18 protein-coding genes and 1 pseudogene are annotated in these 17159 nt (G+C 59.4%); 17 read left to right on the plus strand and 2 right to left on the minus strand.

Annotated features, from left to right (window positions below):
• The first annotated feature begins 114 nt into the window (after window positions 1-114).
• The gene (locus tag GXB81_RS07030) at window positions 115-567 is read left to right on the plus strand and encodes a MarR family transcriptional regulator (protein ID WP_205988726.1); all 453 of its coding nucleotides are present in this window, start codon (window positions 115-117) and stop codon (window positions 565-567) included.
• A gap of 33 nt (window positions 568-600) precedes the next feature.
• On the opposite strand, the gene GXB81_RS07035 is transcribed toward GXB81_RS07030, so the two are convergent.
• Window positions 601-1419 carry a hypothetical protein gene (locus GXB81_RS07035; RefSeq protein ID WP_241016268.1) on the minus strand — a complete coding sequence of 273 codons (819 nt, stop codon included), beginning with the start codon at window positions 1417-1419 and terminating at the stop codon, window positions 601-603.
• 430 nt (window positions 1420-1849) lie between these two features.
• On the opposite strand from GXB81_RS07035, the gene GXB81_RS07040 reads away from it, so the two are divergent.
• Together GXB81_RS07040 and GXB81_RS07045 are read left to right on the plus strand one after the other, a co-directional pair.
• Entirely contained in the window at window positions 1850-2518 is a 669-nt protein-coding gene (locus GXB81_RS07040; RefSeq protein ID WP_205988728.1) for a glutathione S-transferase N-terminal domain-containing protein, read from the plus strand.
• 4 nt (window positions 2519-2522) lie between these two features.
• Window positions 2523-2846 carry a multidrug efflux SMR transporter gene (locus tag GXB81_RS07045; RefSeq protein ID WP_167040066.1) on the plus strand — a complete coding sequence of 108 codons (324 nt, stop codon included), beginning with the start codon at window positions 2523-2525 and terminating at the stop codon, window positions 2844-2846.
• Window positions 2847-2885: 39 nt separating this feature from the next.
• On the opposite strand, the gene GXB81_RS07050 is transcribed toward GXB81_RS07045, so the two are convergent.
• Window positions 2886-3821, minus strand: coding sequence for a LysR family transcriptional regulator (locus GXB81_RS07050; RefSeq protein WP_167284279.1), 936 nt, complete (start codon window positions 3819-3821; stop codon window positions 2886-2888).
• A 330-nt stretch (window positions 3822-4151) separates the two neighbouring features.
• Here GXB81_RS07050 and GXB81_RS07055 point away from each other — a divergent pair, with 330 nt between their 5' ends.
• From GXB81_RS07055 to GXB81_RS07120, 14 genes and pseudogenes are all read left to right on the plus strand, one after another.
• Window positions 4152-5510: a Rieske 2Fe-2S domain-containing protein gene (locus tag GXB81_RS07055; RefSeq protein ID WP_205988729.1), complete on the plus strand. Its 1359-nt coding sequence runs from the start codon at window positions 4152-4154 to the stop codon at window positions 5508-5510.
• Window positions 5507-5995, plus strand: a complete 489-nt coding sequence (gene benB, locus GXB81_RS07060) for a benzoate 1,2-dioxygenase small subunit (protein ID WP_167040060.1) — start codon at window positions 5507-5509, stop codon at window positions 5993-5995. Before GXB81_RS07055 ends, benB begins: the two co-directional genes overlap by 4 nt.
• Before the next feature lie 38 nt (window positions 5996-6033).
• Window positions 6034-7053 carry a benzoate 1,2-dioxygenase electron transfer component BenC gene (benC, locus tag GXB81_RS07065; RefSeq protein WP_205988730.1) on the plus strand — a complete coding sequence of 340 codons (1020 nt, stop codon included), beginning with the start codon at window positions 6034-6036 and terminating at the stop codon, window positions 7051-7053.
• A complete protein-coding gene (gene benD, locus GXB81_RS07070) occupies window positions 7050-7826 on the plus strand; it encodes a benzoate diol dehydrogenase BenD (protein ID WP_167040055.1) in 777 nt (258 codons plus the stop codon). Before benC ends, benD begins: the two co-directional genes overlap by 4 nt.
• Window positions 7827-7892: 66 nt before the next feature.
• Window positions 7893-8324, plus strand: a complete 432-nt coding sequence (locus tag GXB81_RS07075; RefSeq protein WP_205988731.1) for a RidA family protein — start codon at window positions 7893-7895, stop codon at window positions 8322-8324.
• 218 nt (window positions 8325-8542) lie between these two features.
• Window positions 8543-8641 (plus strand): annotated as a pseudogene (locus tag GXB81_RS07080) (IS5/IS1182 family transposase); the annotation flags it as partial.
• 168 nt (window positions 8642-8809) lie between these two features.
• On the plus strand, window positions 8810-10174 hold the full coding sequence (locus GXB81_RS07085) for an extracellular solute-binding protein (protein ID WP_205988732.1): 1365 nt from the start codon (window positions 8810-8812) through the stop codon (window positions 10172-10174).
• Window positions 10175-10210: 36 nt separating this feature from the next.
• Window positions 10211-11083, plus strand: coding sequence for a sugar ABC transporter permease (locus GXB81_RS07090; RefSeq protein ID WP_205988733.1), 873 nt, complete (start codon window positions 10211-10213; stop codon window positions 11081-11083).
• A 7-nt stretch (window positions 11084-11090) separates the two neighbouring features.
• Window positions 11091-11987: a carbohydrate ABC transporter permease gene (locus tag GXB81_RS07095; RefSeq protein ID WP_167284274.1), complete on the plus strand. Its 897-nt coding sequence runs from the start codon at window positions 11091-11093 to the stop codon at window positions 11985-11987.
• 24 nt (window positions 11988-12011) lie between these two features.
• Complete coding sequence (gene ugpC / locus GXB81_RS07100; RefSeq protein ID WP_167040043.1) at window positions 12012-13088, plus strand: sn-glycerol-3-phosphate ABC transporter ATP-binding protein UgpC; 1077 nt, start codon at window positions 12012-12014, stop codon at window positions 13086-13088.
• A 115-nt stretch (window positions 13089-13203) separates the two neighbouring features.
• Complete coding sequence (locus tag GXB81_RS07105; protein ID WP_167284273.1) at window positions 13204-14169, plus strand: SMP-30/gluconolactonase/LRE family protein; 966 nt, start codon at window positions 13204-13206, stop codon at window positions 14167-14169.
• Complete coding sequence (locus GXB81_RS07110) at window positions 14166-14855, plus strand: GntR family transcriptional regulator (protein WP_167284272.1); 690 nt, start codon at window positions 14166-14168, stop codon at window positions 14853-14855. The genes GXB81_RS07105 and GXB81_RS07110 overlap by 4 nt, the downstream gene beginning before the upstream one ends.
• A 129-nt stretch (window positions 14856-14984) precedes the next feature.
• Window positions 14985-16052, plus strand: coding sequence for a hypothetical protein (locus GXB81_RS07115; RefSeq protein ID WP_205988734.1), 1068 nt, complete (start codon window positions 14985-14987; stop codon window positions 16050-16052).
• Window positions 16049-17152, plus strand: coding sequence for an isocitrate/isopropylmalate dehydrogenase family protein (locus tag GXB81_RS07120; RefSeq protein ID WP_167284270.1), 1104 nt, complete (start codon window positions 16049-16051; stop codon window positions 17150-17152). Before GXB81_RS07115 ends, GXB81_RS07120 begins: the two co-directional genes overlap by 4 nt.
• Window positions 17153-17159 lie beyond the last annotated feature (7 nt).

The following is a 17159-nucleotide window of genomic DNA, read 5'->3' on the forward strand; positions in this document are numbered from 1 at the left end:
AAAAGGTGTCCACGAAAAACAGCGCATTACGATTGCAATTGCAATCGTTAAGACGGCCATTGTAGCTCCGTAGAGTAGAATTGCAACTGCAATTACCTCATGGAGTTTTCCGATATGTCCAGAAACGAGCCCGACCTGTGGTTCTCATTCGTCCGCGCGCACCGTTTGATGATTCGCGAGGTCGAGCGGCGGCTGGCCGAGAGCGGCTTGCCCGCCTATGCGTGGTATGACCTGCTGTGGGGGCTGGAAAGCGGCCCTGGCGGCACGCGGCGCATGCACGAACTGGCGGACGTGCTGGCGATCGAGCGCTACAACCTGACGAGACTGGTTGACCGCCTGGAGGAAGAAGGGCTCGTTACCCGTGCCCGTTCCGCCGAGGACGGACGGGCCGCCTACGCGTCGATTACCAGCAAGGGGCGCGCGCTGCGCAAAAAAATGTGGAAGGTCTACGAATCCGCGGTGGCCGAGTTGTTTCTCGCCCAGTTCGATGCAGACGAACAGCGCGTGTTCGCGAACGCACTCGATCAGGCCGGCGCGGTTGCGCGTGAAGCGGCGCCGGGCAGGTAAGGGCAAATAAGGGCAAATAAGGGCAGGGCGCGGCTAGGTCAGCACATAAGTGCGCAGCGCGGCTTCCAACGTTTGCGCGGACAATGCGCCTTCGTCGGCGAGTGCTTTCAGGGCAATCAGGGTGATCCATGGCGCACCGGGGAAATCCGCGTAGGCCGTGCCGCGCTGCGGCGTTGCGCCGAGCGCCACGAATCGCCCGGGTGCAAATGGAGCGATCTGCTCGGCAATATGCTGTGCGTAGCCGGTGACGGCGATCACTGGCGCCGTGCTGTCGCCGAGGCATCGGGCGATATGAGGCCGTCGTGGCCGCGATTGCGGATGAAGCATGTTCCATCGCGCGGCGGCGCGTCCCTCGCGGGCAAGGCGCGTATAGCTGGGACAACTCCAGACTTCCGCCGCGATTCCCCAATCCTGCGAGAGCAGGCGTGCCGCATGGAGCACGCGCTGTAGCGCCTTGCCCGCGCCGCATAGGCGGATTTGCGGCGGCGTTTTTCTATTTCCATTCGTGCTTGCCGTGCTCACTGTGCTTACCTCGGGCGTGAACCTGAGCCGATACATCCCCTTGATTGCGCCTTGCGCATCGGCACGATGCAAGGGGCCGGTGTCGGCGCACGTATCGTCATGCGTCGCCAGATAGTAGAAGCCGGCTTGATGGTCCACGTAAAGCGCTTGCAATGCCGAGCGCAGGATGGCGCGTGCTTCATCGGCGGAAGCGGGGTCGTACGGCGTGCAGTCCGGATGCGAGGTGAGCCAGAGCGGCAGTGCGGGTTGCACGCCCTTGCACCAGATCGATGGCCGCGTTTCGGCATCGTTGCACAGAATGCCCCGTCCCGCCGATTCGAACGACAGCATCCGCAGCCGGTCGAGCGTTTCCGAGCCGAATAGATACAGCAGCGGTTTTTCGAACGCATGACGCCTGCTTTGAAACCAGAGTGGCCATGCACTGGGGAGTGCCCCATGCGAATCTCGCTGCCGGTTCGCTCTGACGATCGAGATTCGATGCGATACCGAACTGTTGCCGCCGAGACTATCCGCAATGGCGTCGATGGCGTGTCGCGGAGAAGTGGCATGGTGTGGGACGCTGCGCTCCATGGCGTCGAACGCATCGAGACAGGCACGTGCCGCACCGCGTGTTGCGTTTGAAAAAACGGGAGGGCGCAGTGGCGCTGAAGTCATACGGATACCTACGGTTGTTGGACGGCTTGCCAAAAGCGATCTTCGGCCATACGATTGCAATTGCAATTATTGTAATTGCAAAAATATGGAGGCCGCAAGGAACCCTATGTCAAACGCCGACGCTATGACGCTTTACACCGCGGACACGCCCAACGGGCAGAAAATCAGCATCTTCCTGAAAGAAGCCGGCATCGCCTACCGGCAGGTGAATCTCGATCTGTCGAGAGGCGATCAGCACCGTCCCGACTATCTGGCGATCAACCCGAACGGGAAGATTCCCGCCGTGGTCGATCATGAAGCCGGCTTGACGATCTTCGAGTCCGGCGCGATCCTGACCTATCTTTCGTCGAAGACCGGGTGCCTATGGCCTGGCCGGCAACGGGAGCAAAGCACGGTCCAGCAGTGGCTGCATTTCCAGATCGGCAGCATCGGTCCGATGCTCGGCCAGCTATGGTGGTTTCTGCATAGGGCCGAGACTGCCAACGATGAGGCGATCGCGCGCTATCGCAAGGAAGCGTTGCGGCTTTACGGCGTCGTGAATCGACGCCTGGGCGAGTCGGCATTCCTCGCCTTGCCCGAATACACGATTGCTGATATCGCCGCGTTCAGCTGGTTGCGCACTTTCGGCGAACTGGAGCTGGACGTGTCGGCATTTCCGCACGTAGCGCGTTGGCTGACGGTGATCGAGGCTCGTCCGGCGGTCATCGAAGGACTCGCCGCGAACAGGGTGCTGTCGCCGGCTGCCGACGGGCAATCCGGTGAGACACGGGAGTAGCGGTATGGCGTGGGCAACGCTGTTTCTCGCCGCGATGCTGGAGATCGCGATGGGCGTGTCGCTCAAGCTGAACGCCGGCTGGACACGGCCCGTGCCGAGTATTCTCGCGATAGTCGCGGGACTGCTCAGCATCTATCTATTGGCGCGCTCGCTTGCGTCTTTGCCAATCGGCACGGCTTATGCGATCTGGACCGGCATAGGCACGATCGGACTCGTGGTGATCGGCATGGTCTGCTTTCATGAAGGAACGGGCTGGATGCGGTTGTTCTTTCTCGGCCTCGCGCTGATCGGCATCATCGGATTGCGCTTCGCCGAGGCGCCCGGGTAAGGCAATGACGTTGTGCGCAACATCGTTCCTGACGTCGGGTTATTGGCGCGGCTCGAATCTTGTCAGGTTATGCGCGTGCAGCCACGATGGATTTTCCGCATACATTTCTTCGATCAATCGTTTGACGAGGCCGATATAGATCGAATTGTCGTTGATACGGTGATTGAAAATGACCGGCGACGTTGCGCGGTCGCTGTCCAGCACCCGGTAGTGCACGTCCTGCCGCGATTGCCGTGCCGACGAGGGCACGATGCACACGCCGAATTCGGCCGCGACGAGTCCCAGTGCGGTCTGGATCTCGCGCACTTCCAGCACCTCGCCCACTTCCACGCCGTGGCCGTACAGGACGTTCAGGACCTGATCGGCAAAGCTGGGGCGCGGCTCCTTGGGGTAAACAATCAACTTTTGTCCGGCCAGCTGTTCGATGGGCAATGGCGTCGATTCTCTCGCCATCGGCGAGCCGGCCGGCACGACCGCGGCAAGGCGCTCTTCGCGCAGGACGATCGCGGCGATATTCGGATCGCCGTGGTGCACGCGGCCGAAGCCGATGTCGATACGGCCTTCTTTCAGCGCCTCGATCTGTTGCATCGACATCAATTCGACCATCTGAATGTCCAGTTCGGGTGCATGCTCGCGCAGCTTGCGCATCAGCGTCGGCAATCCCGCGTACAGAACCGAACCGACGAATCCGATCGACAACACGCTGCGCTGATGGAGTCCCACGCGCCTCGCGGCGGCTTTCATCTGATCTATTCGCGCAAGAACCTGCATGGCCTGCTCGTAAAACAGACGGCCCGCGTCGGTCATCCGCACGGGGCGGGTATTGCGAATCAGCAGGGGGACGCCGACCTCTTCTTCGAGCAACTGAATCTGCCGGCTCAGCGGCGGTTGAGCAATGTGAAGCTGCTCGGCCGCGCGGGTGAAATTGCGCTCGCGGGCCACGGCGACGAAGTAGCGAAGCTGACGCAGATCCATGATGGTGATCTCAAAGATGAACTATTTTTCGATGCACGTTTGAGTATATTGCGTCGCAAAAAGCCCATGTGGGTCGGGGATTATGCGCACTTTATATTCTATAGGTATCAAAGAGGATGGGGAAAGTATTGGACGGTCGAAATGCGTGACCTGTATAAAACCATCAAATGAACTGAAGTGCATCTTTCGCCATGCCAGGGCGGACCCGCACCAGGCAATTTCCCCAGATACCCAACGGAGACAGTCATCATGAGCGTCAAAGCAGTCCCGGGCAAGAAAGCGCAGGTCCTGCCGAAAGCCGTGTCGAAGCGCGCATAGGGAGAGGAAATCATGTCCACCATCATCGACAAAGCCAATGAACTGGATCAACTGCTCGCCACCGCGGTGCAGGATGATAAGGAGGCCGGCATATTCCGTTGCCGGCGCGATATCTTCACCCATGCCGATCTGTTCGAACTCGAGATGAAGCACATCTTCGAGAACAACTGGGTGTACCTCGCGCACGAGAGCCAGATTCCGGACAACAACGACTACTACACCACGTGGATCGGCCGCCAGCCTATTGTCATTACTCGCGACAAGACGGGGCAATTGAATGCGGTCATCAACGCCTGCGCGCACAAGGGGGCGATGCTGTGCCGCCGCAAGCATGGCAACAAGGGCAGCTTCACTTGCCCGTTCCACGGCTGGACGTTCTCGAATACGGGCAAGCTGCTCAAGGTAAAGGACGAGAAGACCACCGAATATCCGGTGCAGTTCAACACGAACGGCTCGCACGATCTGCGCAAAGTGGCACGCTTCCAGAGCTATCGCGGCTTTCTGTTCGGCAGCCTCAATGCGGACGTGTTGCCGCTCGAAGAGTACCTCGGCGAATCGCGCGTCATCATCGACCAGATCGTCGACCAGAGTCCGAACGGGCTTGAAGTACTGCGCGGCAATTCCACGTATGTCTACGACGGCAACTGGAAAATGCAGATGGAGAACGGCTGCGACGGCTATCACGTCAGCACCGTGCACTGGAACTACGCGGCGACGATGGGACGGCGCAAGGAAGACGGCACGCAGGCCGTCGATGCGAATAGCTGGAGCAAGTCGGTCGCGGGCGTCTACGGTTTCGACCACGGCCACATCCTGTTGTGGACCCGGACGATGAATCCGGAAGTGCGGCCAGTGTACAAGCATCGCGAAGAAATCAAGGACCGTGTCGGCGAAACGCAGGCGGACTTCATCGTCAATCAGACGCGCAACCTGTGCCTGTATCCGAACGTGTTTCTGATGGACCAGTTCAGCACGCAGATTCGCGTGGTTCGTCCGCTCAGCGTGGACAAGACCGAAGTCAGCATCTTCTGTTTCGCGCCGAAGGGCGAAAGCGCGGAGGATCGCGCCATTCGCATCCGCCAGTACGAAGACTTCTTCAACGTGTCGGGCATGGGTACTGCCGACGATCTCGAAGAGTTCCGCGCCTGCCAGGCGGGCTATGCCGGCATCACGGCGATGTGGAACGACCTTTCGCGCGGCGCGCCGCTGTGGATCGAGGGGCCGGACGAGAATGCGAGCCGGATGGGTCTGAAGCCGCGCATTTCGGGCGAACGCAGCGAAGACGAAGGCCTGTTCGTGTGCCAGCACGAGTACTGGGTGCAGGTGATGCGCGATGCGCTGAAGAAGGAAGGCAAGGAGACCGTGGCATGAGCTTCGACTACCAGAAGATTTGCGGCGTGCTCTACCGTGAAGCGCGTCTGCTCGACGATCGCCAGTGGGACGAGTGGCTGGCCTGTTATACGGAGGACGTCACCTACTGGATGCCGTCCTGGGACGACGATGACCGGATCACCGACGACCCGCAAAGCCAGATCTCGTTGATGTACTACCCGGACCGGGGTGGCCTCGAAGATCGCGTATTCCGCATCAAGACGGAGCGCAGCGGTGCCTCGACGCCGGAGCCGCGTACGGCGCACAACGTCACCAACGTGGAGGTCCTGGCCGAGCGCGGCGACGAAGTGGACGTGCGCTACAACTTCCACACGCTGAGTCACCGCTACAAGTCCACGGATCATATTTTCGGCACGATGTTCGTCACCTTGCGCGAGGCCGGCGACGACCTGCTGATTTCGAACAAGAAGATCGTGCTGAAGAACGACTATATCCGGCAGGTACTCGACGTCTATCACGTTTGATGTCGGGCGTCAGAATCAACATGGGATCAGGAGGCTCCATGTCCAACTTCAATATTGCACTGAATTTCGAAGACGGCGTGACCCGTTTCATCGAATGCAAGGCGGGCGAGAAAGTACTCGATGCCGCCTTCCGCGCGAAGATCAATCTGCCGATGGATTGTTCCGACGGCGTGTGCGGCACCTGCAAGTGCCGCGCCGAAAGCGGCAGTTACGACCTCGGCGACGATTACATCGAAGACGCACTGACCGAAGACGAAAAGGACGGTGGGCTCGTTCTGACTTGCCAGATGATTCCGCAAAGCGATTGCGTGATTGCTGTGCCGGCATCGTCTTCCGTGTGCAAGACCGGGCAAAGCAAATTGGCCGCGACCGTGGCGAAGATCGAGCAGCATAACGACGCAGCCGTCGTGCTCGACCTGGAGGTGGACGCGGCCGCTCCCGTGTTCCTGCCGGGCCAGTATGTGAATATCGACGTGCCCGGCAGCGGCCAGCATCGTTCGTACTCTTTCTCGTCGGCGCCGGGCGAAGCGAAGATCAGTTTCCTGATCAAGAAGATTCCGGGCGGCGTCATGAGTACCTGGCTCGAAGTCGCGGAGCCGGGCACGAAACTGGATTTGACCGGTCCGCTAGGCAGCTTCTATTTGCGCGACGTGCAGCGGCCATTGCTGTTTCTCGCGGGCGGCACGGGCCTCGCGCCGTTCCTGTCGATGCTCGAAGTCCTGGCGCGTACGAACTCGCAGCAGAAGGTGCATCTGATTTACGGCGTGACCCGCGACCTCGATCTCGTGCTGGTCGAGGCGATCGAGGCGTATCAGACGAAGCTGCCGAATTTCAGTTTCGCCACGGTCGTCGCCGACGCGGAGTCCAGTCATTCGCGCAAGGGCTGGGTCACGCAGCATATGCCGGCCGGGTCCTTGAACGACGGCGACGTCGACGTGTACCTGTGCGGCCCGCCGCCGATGGTCGACGCAGTGCGCAAGTATTTCGACGACAACGGCGTGAAGCCCAACAGCTTCCACTACGAGAAGTTCACTCCCAACGCGGCGCCAAAGGCATGAACATGCAACGATTCACAGGCAAGGTCATGGTCGTCACCGGCGCGGCGCAAGGGATCGGCCGCGGCGTGGCGCTGCGCGCGGCGGCCGAGGGTGCCCGTGTGCTGTTCGTCGATCGCGCCGACTTCGTGGCCGAGGTGGCCGCCGAAGCAGGCCGTGCGGATACGGCGGGTTTCGTTGCGGACCTCGAAACGTACGAGGGCGCTCAGGCGTCGATGGCCTACGCCGCGCAAAAGTTCGGCGGTATCGACATCCTCATCAACGGTGTCGGCGGCGCCATTCGCATGCGTCCGTTCGCTGAGTTCGAGCCCGCGCAGATCGATGCGGAAATCCGCCGCTCGCTGATGCCGACGCTGTACACCTGTCATGCAGTACTGCCTCATCTGCTCGCGCGAGGCGGCGGAACCATCGTCAACGTATCGTCGAATGCGACGCGCGGTATCCGGCGTGTGCCGTATTCGGCGGCCAAGGGCGGGGTCAACGCGATCACGCAATCGCTGGCGATGGAGTACGCGGAGCACAACATCCGCGTCGTTGCCACGGCACCGGGCGGCACCGATGCGCCACCTCGACGCGTTCCGCGCAACGCCGCAGGAGACAGCGAACAGGAAAGGGTCTGGATGAGCGAAGCGGTGCGGCAGGTGACCGGGTCGACCTTTCTGAAGCGCTACGGCAGTATCGACGAGCAGGTTGCGCCGATCCTGTTTCTCGCGTCGGATGAAGCGGGTTATATCACGGGCACGGTGTTGCCGGTTGCAGGCGGAGATACCGGCTGACCCATGACTTGCTTGCGGCAACATTCGGATAGGGTGCAGCATTTGAGGCTGTTTGAGGAGACGTTGATGAATGATCGTAAGGCCATTGTTCCCGAAGGAATGGAAGCAGTGTACGAGAAGATTCGCTATGCACCCGCGGTCAAGGTCGGCAATACGATTTACGTATCGGGCCAGATTGGCCGTGACAGGAATATGCAGCTCGTCGAAGGGCGTGAAGCGCAAATCGTGCAGGCATTCGACAATCTCAAGACGGTGTTGATTGCTGCCGGCGCGTCGTTGCGGGATGTCGTGGACTTGACCACGTTTCATACCGATATGCGTGATCTGCCTTTGTTCATGCAGGTGCGCGATCGCTATCTCGACACCGATCCGCTTCCCGCCTGGACGGCAGTAGGGGCGCATATGCTTGGTGGCGCGCCTGGGTATATCGTCGAGATCAAGGCGGTTGCCGTGCTGCCCGAGTCGGATTTCATTCATGTACCGAACCGGGAGTCGTAGAGGTTCGCTGTTTCAGGTTGCATACGGGTATTCGGCGATATTGCTCAGTTACCCGTAATAGTTTTACCCGGTTTCAGCGGGCGGAATATAGCCGGTCGCTTCCATCATCGACGCTGGTTTTCTCCAGACTCCCATTTCAGCATTGCCCGTTTCGAGGCCAGATATGGCCGCTTGCGGGCTGCTTCAAGTCCGCCCTTAGTCGAGCGCCCCATGCGCGGTTTGCCGGCTTCGACAAGCTGCGCATTCGCTTCCAACGCCGGCTCGGCATTCACATCGCACGGCTCAAACTTCCCACCGCCATTATCCGTTCCCGCTTTCCGGGCGGGACGCCCGTTGTCCGTGGCAAAGCGCGGTTATGTCCCTTGATTGAGATGCCGGTCGTGTCGCCCGTCCTGGGGTTTATCCTGACGCACAACGTATACGTTAACGAATAATATCGTGCATACTTGACGCGAAGCATAAGACTTCTGATGGAGACGAAAATCGTGAGCCGTTCAACACGTGCACTGATTCAGCTCGACCGTGCGATGCCGAGGCGTGACGCGTTGCGGCATCTTGCGGCGTTGGCCATAAGTATCGCTAGCGGAGGACTGACCGCGAAGACGGCTTTGGCGGCGTCGCCCTATGCACCGCCGCCTTCGGATGGTCCGGGCTTTTCGATGCGCGTCGCGACCACTTATGCGGGCGCCGAGCCGTTGGCAAAGCCTTTCACGAAAGTACTGAATGAATTTCAGCGCGACTATCCGAACATCAAGCTTATTCACGAAGCGACGCCGGGATTCGATCATCAGACAAAGATCAAGCTCGATGCGCTGAGCGACCGGTTACCCGACGTGTTTACTTTCTGGCGGCTCGATCCGAGTTATGGGCTCGACCAGATCGCCGAGGCAGGACGACTGGCAGACCTGACCGCATGGAGCCAGAACGATCCCTTTTTCAAGGGTCTTTTCGACGACAGCTCGTGGGACACGGCAACGCGAAAGGGCGTCGTATACGGCATTCCCGCCCAGATGTTCTATATCTGGCTGCTCGTCAACAGAAAGATTCTCGACCGGGCGAAAGTCCCGGTTCCGACGACCTGGGACGAACTGGTCGCAGCAGGACCCAGATTGCGTGCCGCCGGAGAGATACCGTGGTCGATCAATAACGGCAACGACAGTATGGCCGCGCGGGTCTACAACTACGTCATGAGCCGCTGTCTCGGCAACGAGCGGGCGGTCAGAATACATGGCGGCCTGGAGCCGGCCGATTCACCCGATATGATCCGGGCATCGACCCTCGTGCAGCAGTTGCTTGGCGGGAACATTCCAAGCGACGGCATTACCCTGTCCAGCGATCTGGTCTATGCGAAGTACACCAACACCGAAAAAGCGGCGTTCCTGATCGATGCGTCGTTCCGTCTCTTCGAGATCGATCCGAAGATCGCGGGCGACCTTCAGGTACTGAACTTTCCGGCGATTCCCGATGGCGTACAGCACGACTTCCGGGTCGAGCGCGATCTCACTTCGCTCTGGTACGCGAGTTCGAAGCAATATGCCGATGCGGCGCGCAGACCGTACATACAGGAATTCATTCGCCGGATGACGAATCGGCAAACCGCGCGCTATTTCACCGAAACCGCCAAGGTACAGATGCCGCAGCTCGACCTCGAGGTCGATCCCGCGGCGGTAGGGCAGCTATCCGTCGAAACCCTGAAAGCGGCGCTTGCGGCTCCCGGCAACAAATGGGTGCCGAAGCTGATGAAGCCCGCGCAGCGCACGCGCTACGAACCGCTGATGTCGGAATTTATCGAAGGAAAGTACACCCCGCAGGAGTACGTGGCAAAGTTCGCGGAAATCATGCGGAGCTGATTGGGCGTCATCATACGATCCAGGAAGGAATTGAGCATGGGTTCATTGAGATTTAGATGGGAAGTAGTCCTGTATATCATTCCTGCGCTTCTTCTATATGGAATTTTCTTCGTTCTTCCATTTGCGCAGACGATCTTTTTCAGCTTCACTTCGTGGAACTTCTTCGGTCATCCTGCATTCGTCGGGCTTGCCAACTATGCGCGTCTTTTTACCGACGGCGTATACATGGCCGGGCTCTACCGTATTGGCCTATGGGCCGTGCTTGCGATCGTGTTCAAGGTTGGCATCGCGCTGGTTCTGGCGAGCCTGTTGCGCGGCAAGCTGCGAGGGCATGGGTTCTTCGAGACCGCGTTCTTCATTCCGGTGGTTATTTCGTCGGCGGCCATCAGTCTGCTGTTCACGTTGCTGTACGACAAGGACGCCGGGCTGATCAATGAAGTGCTGAGAGGAGTGGGGCTCGGCAAGCTGGCCACCAGCTGGCTTTCCAATAGTCACACTGCGTTGTTCGCCGTTATCGCCGTGCCGATCTGGCACACCATCGGCTACTTCTTCGTCATTCTCCTCGCGGCCATGCACGGCGTATCGCCGGATCTGTACGATGCGGCGAAGATCGACGGAGCCCGCGGTTTCCGCCTGTTCAGGAGCATCACGGTGCCGAGCATCATGCCCGCATTGCAGGTTTGCATCGTACTGGCGATATCGGGCGCGCTGAAGTCGTTCGACTACGTGTTCGTGATGACGCGCGGCGGACCCGGTACCGCCACGCAGGTTCCCGCGACGTGGATGTATCAGACGATTTTCGGCAGTCTGGAATTCGGTTACGGCACTGCTATCGCAACGTCGATTTTCCTGATCGGTTTGTGCGCCACGCTCGCGACCCGCAAGGTCATGGCACCTTCCAGCTACTGAGGTCAGAATGCAAGTTCGTATCAAGGCACTCATGGGACGCCCGTCCTTGAATGAATCGCCGGCGGCGCGTCGGGTCAGGGAACATTCTCCGGTTTCGTTGGTTCTGGTCTATGGTGTGCTCTGTCTGCACGCCGTGCTGACGCTGTTTCCGCTGATCTGGGTCATCGGGAATTCGTTCAGATCGAGCAACTCGATCCTGACATCGATCTCCCTGTTGCCGCGGCACCTCGACTTCAGCAATTACGAGCGGCTATTTACCAGCACCAATATCCCTTTGAGCTTCTGGAACTCGGTGTCGATCACGGCGGTCAGCCTCGGCTTGCTTCTCGTTGTCGTGGTTCCTTTGTCGTTCGCCCTGACGCGGTTCAAGTTCAAGTTCGCGGAGTACATCCTGCTGTTCTTTACGGTGGCGGTACTTGTTCCGAATGTTTCGGTTCTGCCCATGACCTATGTGCTTTTCACGAAACTCGGGCTCATGGGAACGAAGTATGGCATTGCCCTTGTCTATGCGACCGAGCAGATTCCGGTGTCGATTTTCATCCTGACGGGTTTCATGCGTGCGATTCCCGCGGAAATCGACGAGGCGGCCACGGTCGACGGTGCGAGCGTATGGGCGCTTTTTTCAAGGGTCATTCTGCCGCTTAGCCGGAACGGCATCGCCACCATCATGATTCTCGCGTTTGTTTCAATCTGGAACGATTACATGACGGCGCTTCTTCTGTTGCCCGATGCGGAGAACCGTACGCTGTCCGTTGCGCTGGCATTTGCAAAAACGGAGTACTCGGTGGACTACGGAATGATGGCGGCTTCCATCGTCTTCGCGGTTGCCCCCATGGTCGTGGGGTATCTGCTGCTCAAGAAGCAATTGACCACGGGTATCACCGCCGGCGCTGTCAAAGGCTGAACCCGACGCATACTGGAGAGAGAGATGGGAGCAATCGCCCTAAAAAATCTGGAAAAGACGTTCGAGTCCGTGAAGGTCATTCAGAACATCGACATCGATATTGCCGATGGAGAATTCGTGGCGCTGGTCGGTCCGTCCGGCTGCGGGAAGTCGACGCTTCTGCGAATCATCGCAGGGCTCGAAGAGGCTACCTCGGGCGATGTCAGGATCAGCGGCAAATCGGTGTCCCGACTGAGCGCGCGTGATCGCAATATCGCCATGGTGTTCCAGTCGTACGCGCTTTATCCGCACATGAACGTGGCGGAGAACATGAGCTTTAACCTGAAGCTTGCAGGGGAGTCGAAGGCGCGTATCAAGGAGCGCGTCACCGAGGCGGCGCGCATGATGGATCTGACGGCGCTGCTCGAGCGGCGGCCCGCGCAACTCTCGGGTGGTCAGCGTCAGCGCGTGGCCATGGGGCGTGCCGTTGTGCGTCAGCCGGAAGCGTTTCTTTTCGACGAGCCTCTGTCCAATCTCGATGCAAAGCTTCGCGTGCAGATGCGCGCGGAAATCAAGGCTTTGCATCAGAAAATGCGGACCACGTCGATTTACGTCACACATGACCAGATCGAGGCGATGACGCTTGCCGACCGGATCGTCGTGCTGAACGGCGGCCGCATCGCTCAGCAGGGCTCTCCGATGGAGCTTTATCGACGGCCCGCGAATCGCTTCGTCGCGACTTTTATCGGGTCGCCTGCCATGAACCTTCTCGAAGCGACGGTAGAGAAGATCGCCGATGGATTCGCGGCGCGTTTCGCCGGAGGCGGAAGGGCTGTGCTTCCTGCCGCGAGTGTGAGCGAAGGGCAGGCGGTAACGGTCGGCATCCGGCCGGAGGCGTTGTCGTTGGAGCGCAGTGAGAATCGCATGGCGGCAACCGTGGAGATCATCGAGCCGACCGGTGCGCAAACGCATTTGCTGCTGAACGTCGCATCCGAACGGATCACGGCCGTCGTCGACGGTGCGCTGGATTTCACGGTCGGTCAGGCACTGCAGATCGCGATGCCTTCCAACCAGCTGCATATTTTCGACAGCCATAGCGGAGAGCGCCTCAATGCGGATTGAGGTGAGTGCTAGGGAAATGCGCAGGAAATACACGGGAAATGGTTCAGGGTTAACCTTGATCACAACGTATGCATTAACGAATACAATCTGGCATTGAAGGGTCATGGAGCAATCGATGAGTGGCGACGTTAGCGCAATCGCTTTTACGGGGCAGGACTTACAGCGCCCTGAGTGCGTTCTTGCGACCGAATCCGGTGCGCTGTTCGTGGCGGACTGGCGTGGCGGCGTCACCGAAATCCGTCCGTCGGGGCAGCAGGTCACCTATCTGGGTCACGCTGTAGACGGCGAGACATTAAAGCCGAACGGGATTGCGCTTCAGCGTGACGGCAGTTTCCTGATTGCCCATCTCGGGGCCGAGCGCGGCGGTCTGTTCAGATTGCAGCGCGACGGTAGCGTCAGTACGGTTCTTCGCACAGTCGACGGGCTTGATCTTCCGCCGACCAACTTCGTCGTCGCCGATCATCTCGGACGGCTTTGGGTCACGGTCAGTACCCGCAAGGTGCCGCGAGCGGCCGGCTATCGGCCCGATGTTGCCGATGGTTTCGTGGTGCTGATCGATGAGCGCGGAGCGCGTATCGTTGCGGACGGTTTGGGTTACACCAACGAGTGCGTGCTGGACGCGACCCATCATTATCTGTACGTCAACGAAACCTTCGGCCGAAAGCTCTCGAGATTCCGCGTTGCCGAAGATGGATCGCTTGGACAGAAGGAAGTATTCGCCGAATTTGGCGCGGGGACTTATCCCGACGGTTTGGCGCAGGACGTCGAGGGTAACTTCTGGATTACCAGTATCGTGAGCAATCGCGTGCTGCGGGTCGACCGGAACGGGCGCAGCGAAATCTACCTGGAAGATTGTGAGCCTTCGCATCTCGGCTGGGTGGAAGAAGCATTCGTCAACTCGCGTATGGATCGGCCCCACCTCGATAACGTCAGGAGCAAAGTACTTCGCAATATATCGAGCCTCGCATTCGGCGGGCACGATTTGCGGACAGGGTTTCTGGGTTGTCTGCTCGGGGACTCTCTCGCGACGATCCGCATGCCTGTCGCGGGCGTCCCTCCCGTTCATTGGAGTTTTGCATGAGTACTTCCCCAGTCGATCAGGATCAGGAAGCAGGTTCTCTTTCCGACAGTGCCTATAAGGCCATTCGTCGCCGGATTCTCGACAACGTCTGGACGCCGGGCTACAACGCGATGGAGCAGGAGATCGCGCAGGAACTCGGTATGAGCCGCACCCCCGTGCGAGAGGCGCTGATGCGTCTCCACAACGAAGGGCTCGTCGAGGTCGTCCCGCGTCGTGGCATGCGCGTTTTGCCGGTGTCGCCGGTCATGATGCGCGAGATCTATGAAATTCTGGGCTCTCTCGAAAGCACGGCGGTCGAGATGTTGACGCGGCGGCGGCCCACCGAGGAGGAGTTGAAGCCTCTCATCGATGCGACGTCGGATATGGCGAAGGCACTAGAGAAGAACGACCTCGATGCCTGGGCGCGTGCCGACGAAAAGTTTCACATGTATCTCGTGACCCTCGCCGGAAACAAGCTCCTCGCGGAAGCGGTTTTTCACTACTGGGATCGCTCGCATCGGGCGCGGCTTTTTTCGCTCAGGCTGCGCCCGTTCCCGACCGCGTCGACGCACGAACATATGGCGCTAGTCGAGAAAATTCGCCAGGGCGATGCGGAAGGGGCGGCGCGCGACAATCTGTTGCATCGCCGCCGGGCGAGCAAAGAATTGCTGGAAATTTTCGACCGCTACAAGTTCCAGCACATGTAACAGCCGAATAACGGCGGCTGTCGAACACAGAACACGGGATTAGCTCGACAGCCGCACCATTGTCATGACTGTGCCAGTCGGATCACGACGTAAGCGCATCGGTATCGTCAATACTATAAGGAGTGCAAAATGGGAAAGACAGTGGTTTCCATTTCCGGAAATCAGTTTCATATCAACGGCCGCCCGACATGGGAAGGCAGAAGCTGGAACGGCAACAGGATCGAAGGCTTGCTGTTCAACAGCCGCATGGCGAATGCGATTGCCGATGACGAGAACCCCACGACTCGTGGCGTGTGGGCTTATGCGGACGGACCGTGGGACCCGGATCGCAATACCGCGGAATTCTGTGCCGCGCTGGCCGACTACAAGGCGCACGGTCTCGACGCCGTATGTATCAACCTGCAGGGCGGCAGTCCTCGTGGATACTCGCCGATTCAGCCGTGGATCATTTCGGCCTTCGAGTCTGACGGCTCGCTGAAAGAACCGTGGATGAAGCGTCTCGAGAAAGTACTCCAGGCGACCGACGAGCTCGGCATGGTCGTCGTGCTGGGTCTTTTTTACGGCGCATCCACCCGTCTGTTCGCCGACGAAGCGGCTGTCGTGCGGGCTGTCGATAACACGGTCGACTGGCTCGCAAAACACACAGCCAATCACGTGCTGCTGGAAATCGGCAACGAGATCGACAACAAGGTGTTCCATCAGCCTGTTATCGAAGTCGCTCGCTGTCACGAACTGATCGAGAGGGCAAAGAGCCGTTCCGAAGGAAAATTCAACACACCGGCCAAACGGCTGCTCGTCAGCGCCAGCATCCTCAATCCCCATACGGTGGCGGACAACATCATCGGTGCGAGCGATTTCCTTCTGGTTCACGGCAATCACGTCACCGGTCTGGAAGGCTGGCAGCAGTCGAATCCCGATGGAATTCGCCTTCAGCTTCTGCGTACGAAGGCTTCGCCCGCTTATCGCGGCCAGCCGATTTTCTACAACGAAGACGATCACTTCGATTTCGACAAGCCCGACAACCATCTCGTCGCGGCAGTCGAAGGTTACGCCGGCTGGGGGTTCTTCGACTACCGCGGCGCGCGTGAATCGATGGCGTGCGGCTTCCAGTCGTTGCCGGTCGACTGGCGTATCGGTTCCGAACGCAAGAAGGGCTTTTTCTCGAAGCTCAAGGAAATCACGGGAGGCAAGGCATGAGCAACAGTCGGCATATCGCCATTTTGCCGGGCGACGGAATCGGTGAAGAGGTCATGGCAGCCGCGTGCCATGTCCTTGGCGAAGTGGGCAAGAAAATCGGCGTCGCGTTCGAACTGGACAGCCAGCCGGCAGGAGCCCAGCACTACCTGGCGAGCGGTGTCGCGCTCCCCGACGAAACACTCGCCGTTTGCGATCGGGCCGACGCCATTCTTTTCGGTGCAATGGGTTTGCCCCACGTTCGCGGCAAGGATGGCACCGAAGTTATTCCTCAGCTCGATCTTCGATTTCATTTCGATCTTTATGCGGGCGTGCGGCCCGTCAAAACGTTCGGCGGGTTGCCGCTGCCCCTCGCTCATCCGAGGAGCCGCGAGATAGATCTGGTTCTCGTGCGTGAAAACACCGAAGGCCTTTTCTATGCTCGCGGCCGGGGAGACGTGAAGCGGGACGAGAACGGCCAGAAAGTCGAAGTGTTCGACACGATGCGGATTACCCGCCAGGGTACGGAGCGAATCTGCGAATTCGCCTTTGCGCTGGCTGAACAACGGGCCGCGCAGAACGGCCGCGCCTCGCGCGTGACCAACGTCGACAAAGCCAATGTATTCGAGTCCATGGCGTTCTTCCGCGAAGTCTTCGAGAGCGTTGCGGCGCGACATGCCGGGGTTGCCACTGATAGCGCCTACGTCGATGCGGTCGCGTTGAATCTGGTCCTGAAGCCCTGGACGTTCGATGTTCTGGTGACCGAGAACATGTTCGGCGACATTCTGTCCGACCTCATTGCGGGACTGGTCGGCGGAATGGGAATGGCGCCGTCGGCGGACATCGGCGACAAACACGGCCTGTTCCAGCCGGCTCACGGCACCGCACCCGACATCGCCGGGCAGGGGAAGGCGAACCCCACCGCCATGATTCTCTCCGCAGCCATGATGCTGCAGTGGCTCGCAGTCCGCCAGGGCGATCAACGTCTTGCCGATGGCGCGGCGCTTATCGAGGCCGCGGTAGAAAAGACTTTCTCGGGCGGAAAGATTCTGCCGTTTGAATTCGGTGGCTCGCACGGTACGAAAGCGATCACGGATGAAGTCGTTTCATTCCTCACCGCGTAACGCCAGG

Origin of the sequence: Paraburkholderia sp. Ac-20336, assembly GCF_017105025.1 — a bacterium.
Classification (GTDB): Bacteria; Pseudomonadota; Gammaproteobacteria; order Burkholderiales; family Burkholderiaceae; genus Paraburkholderia.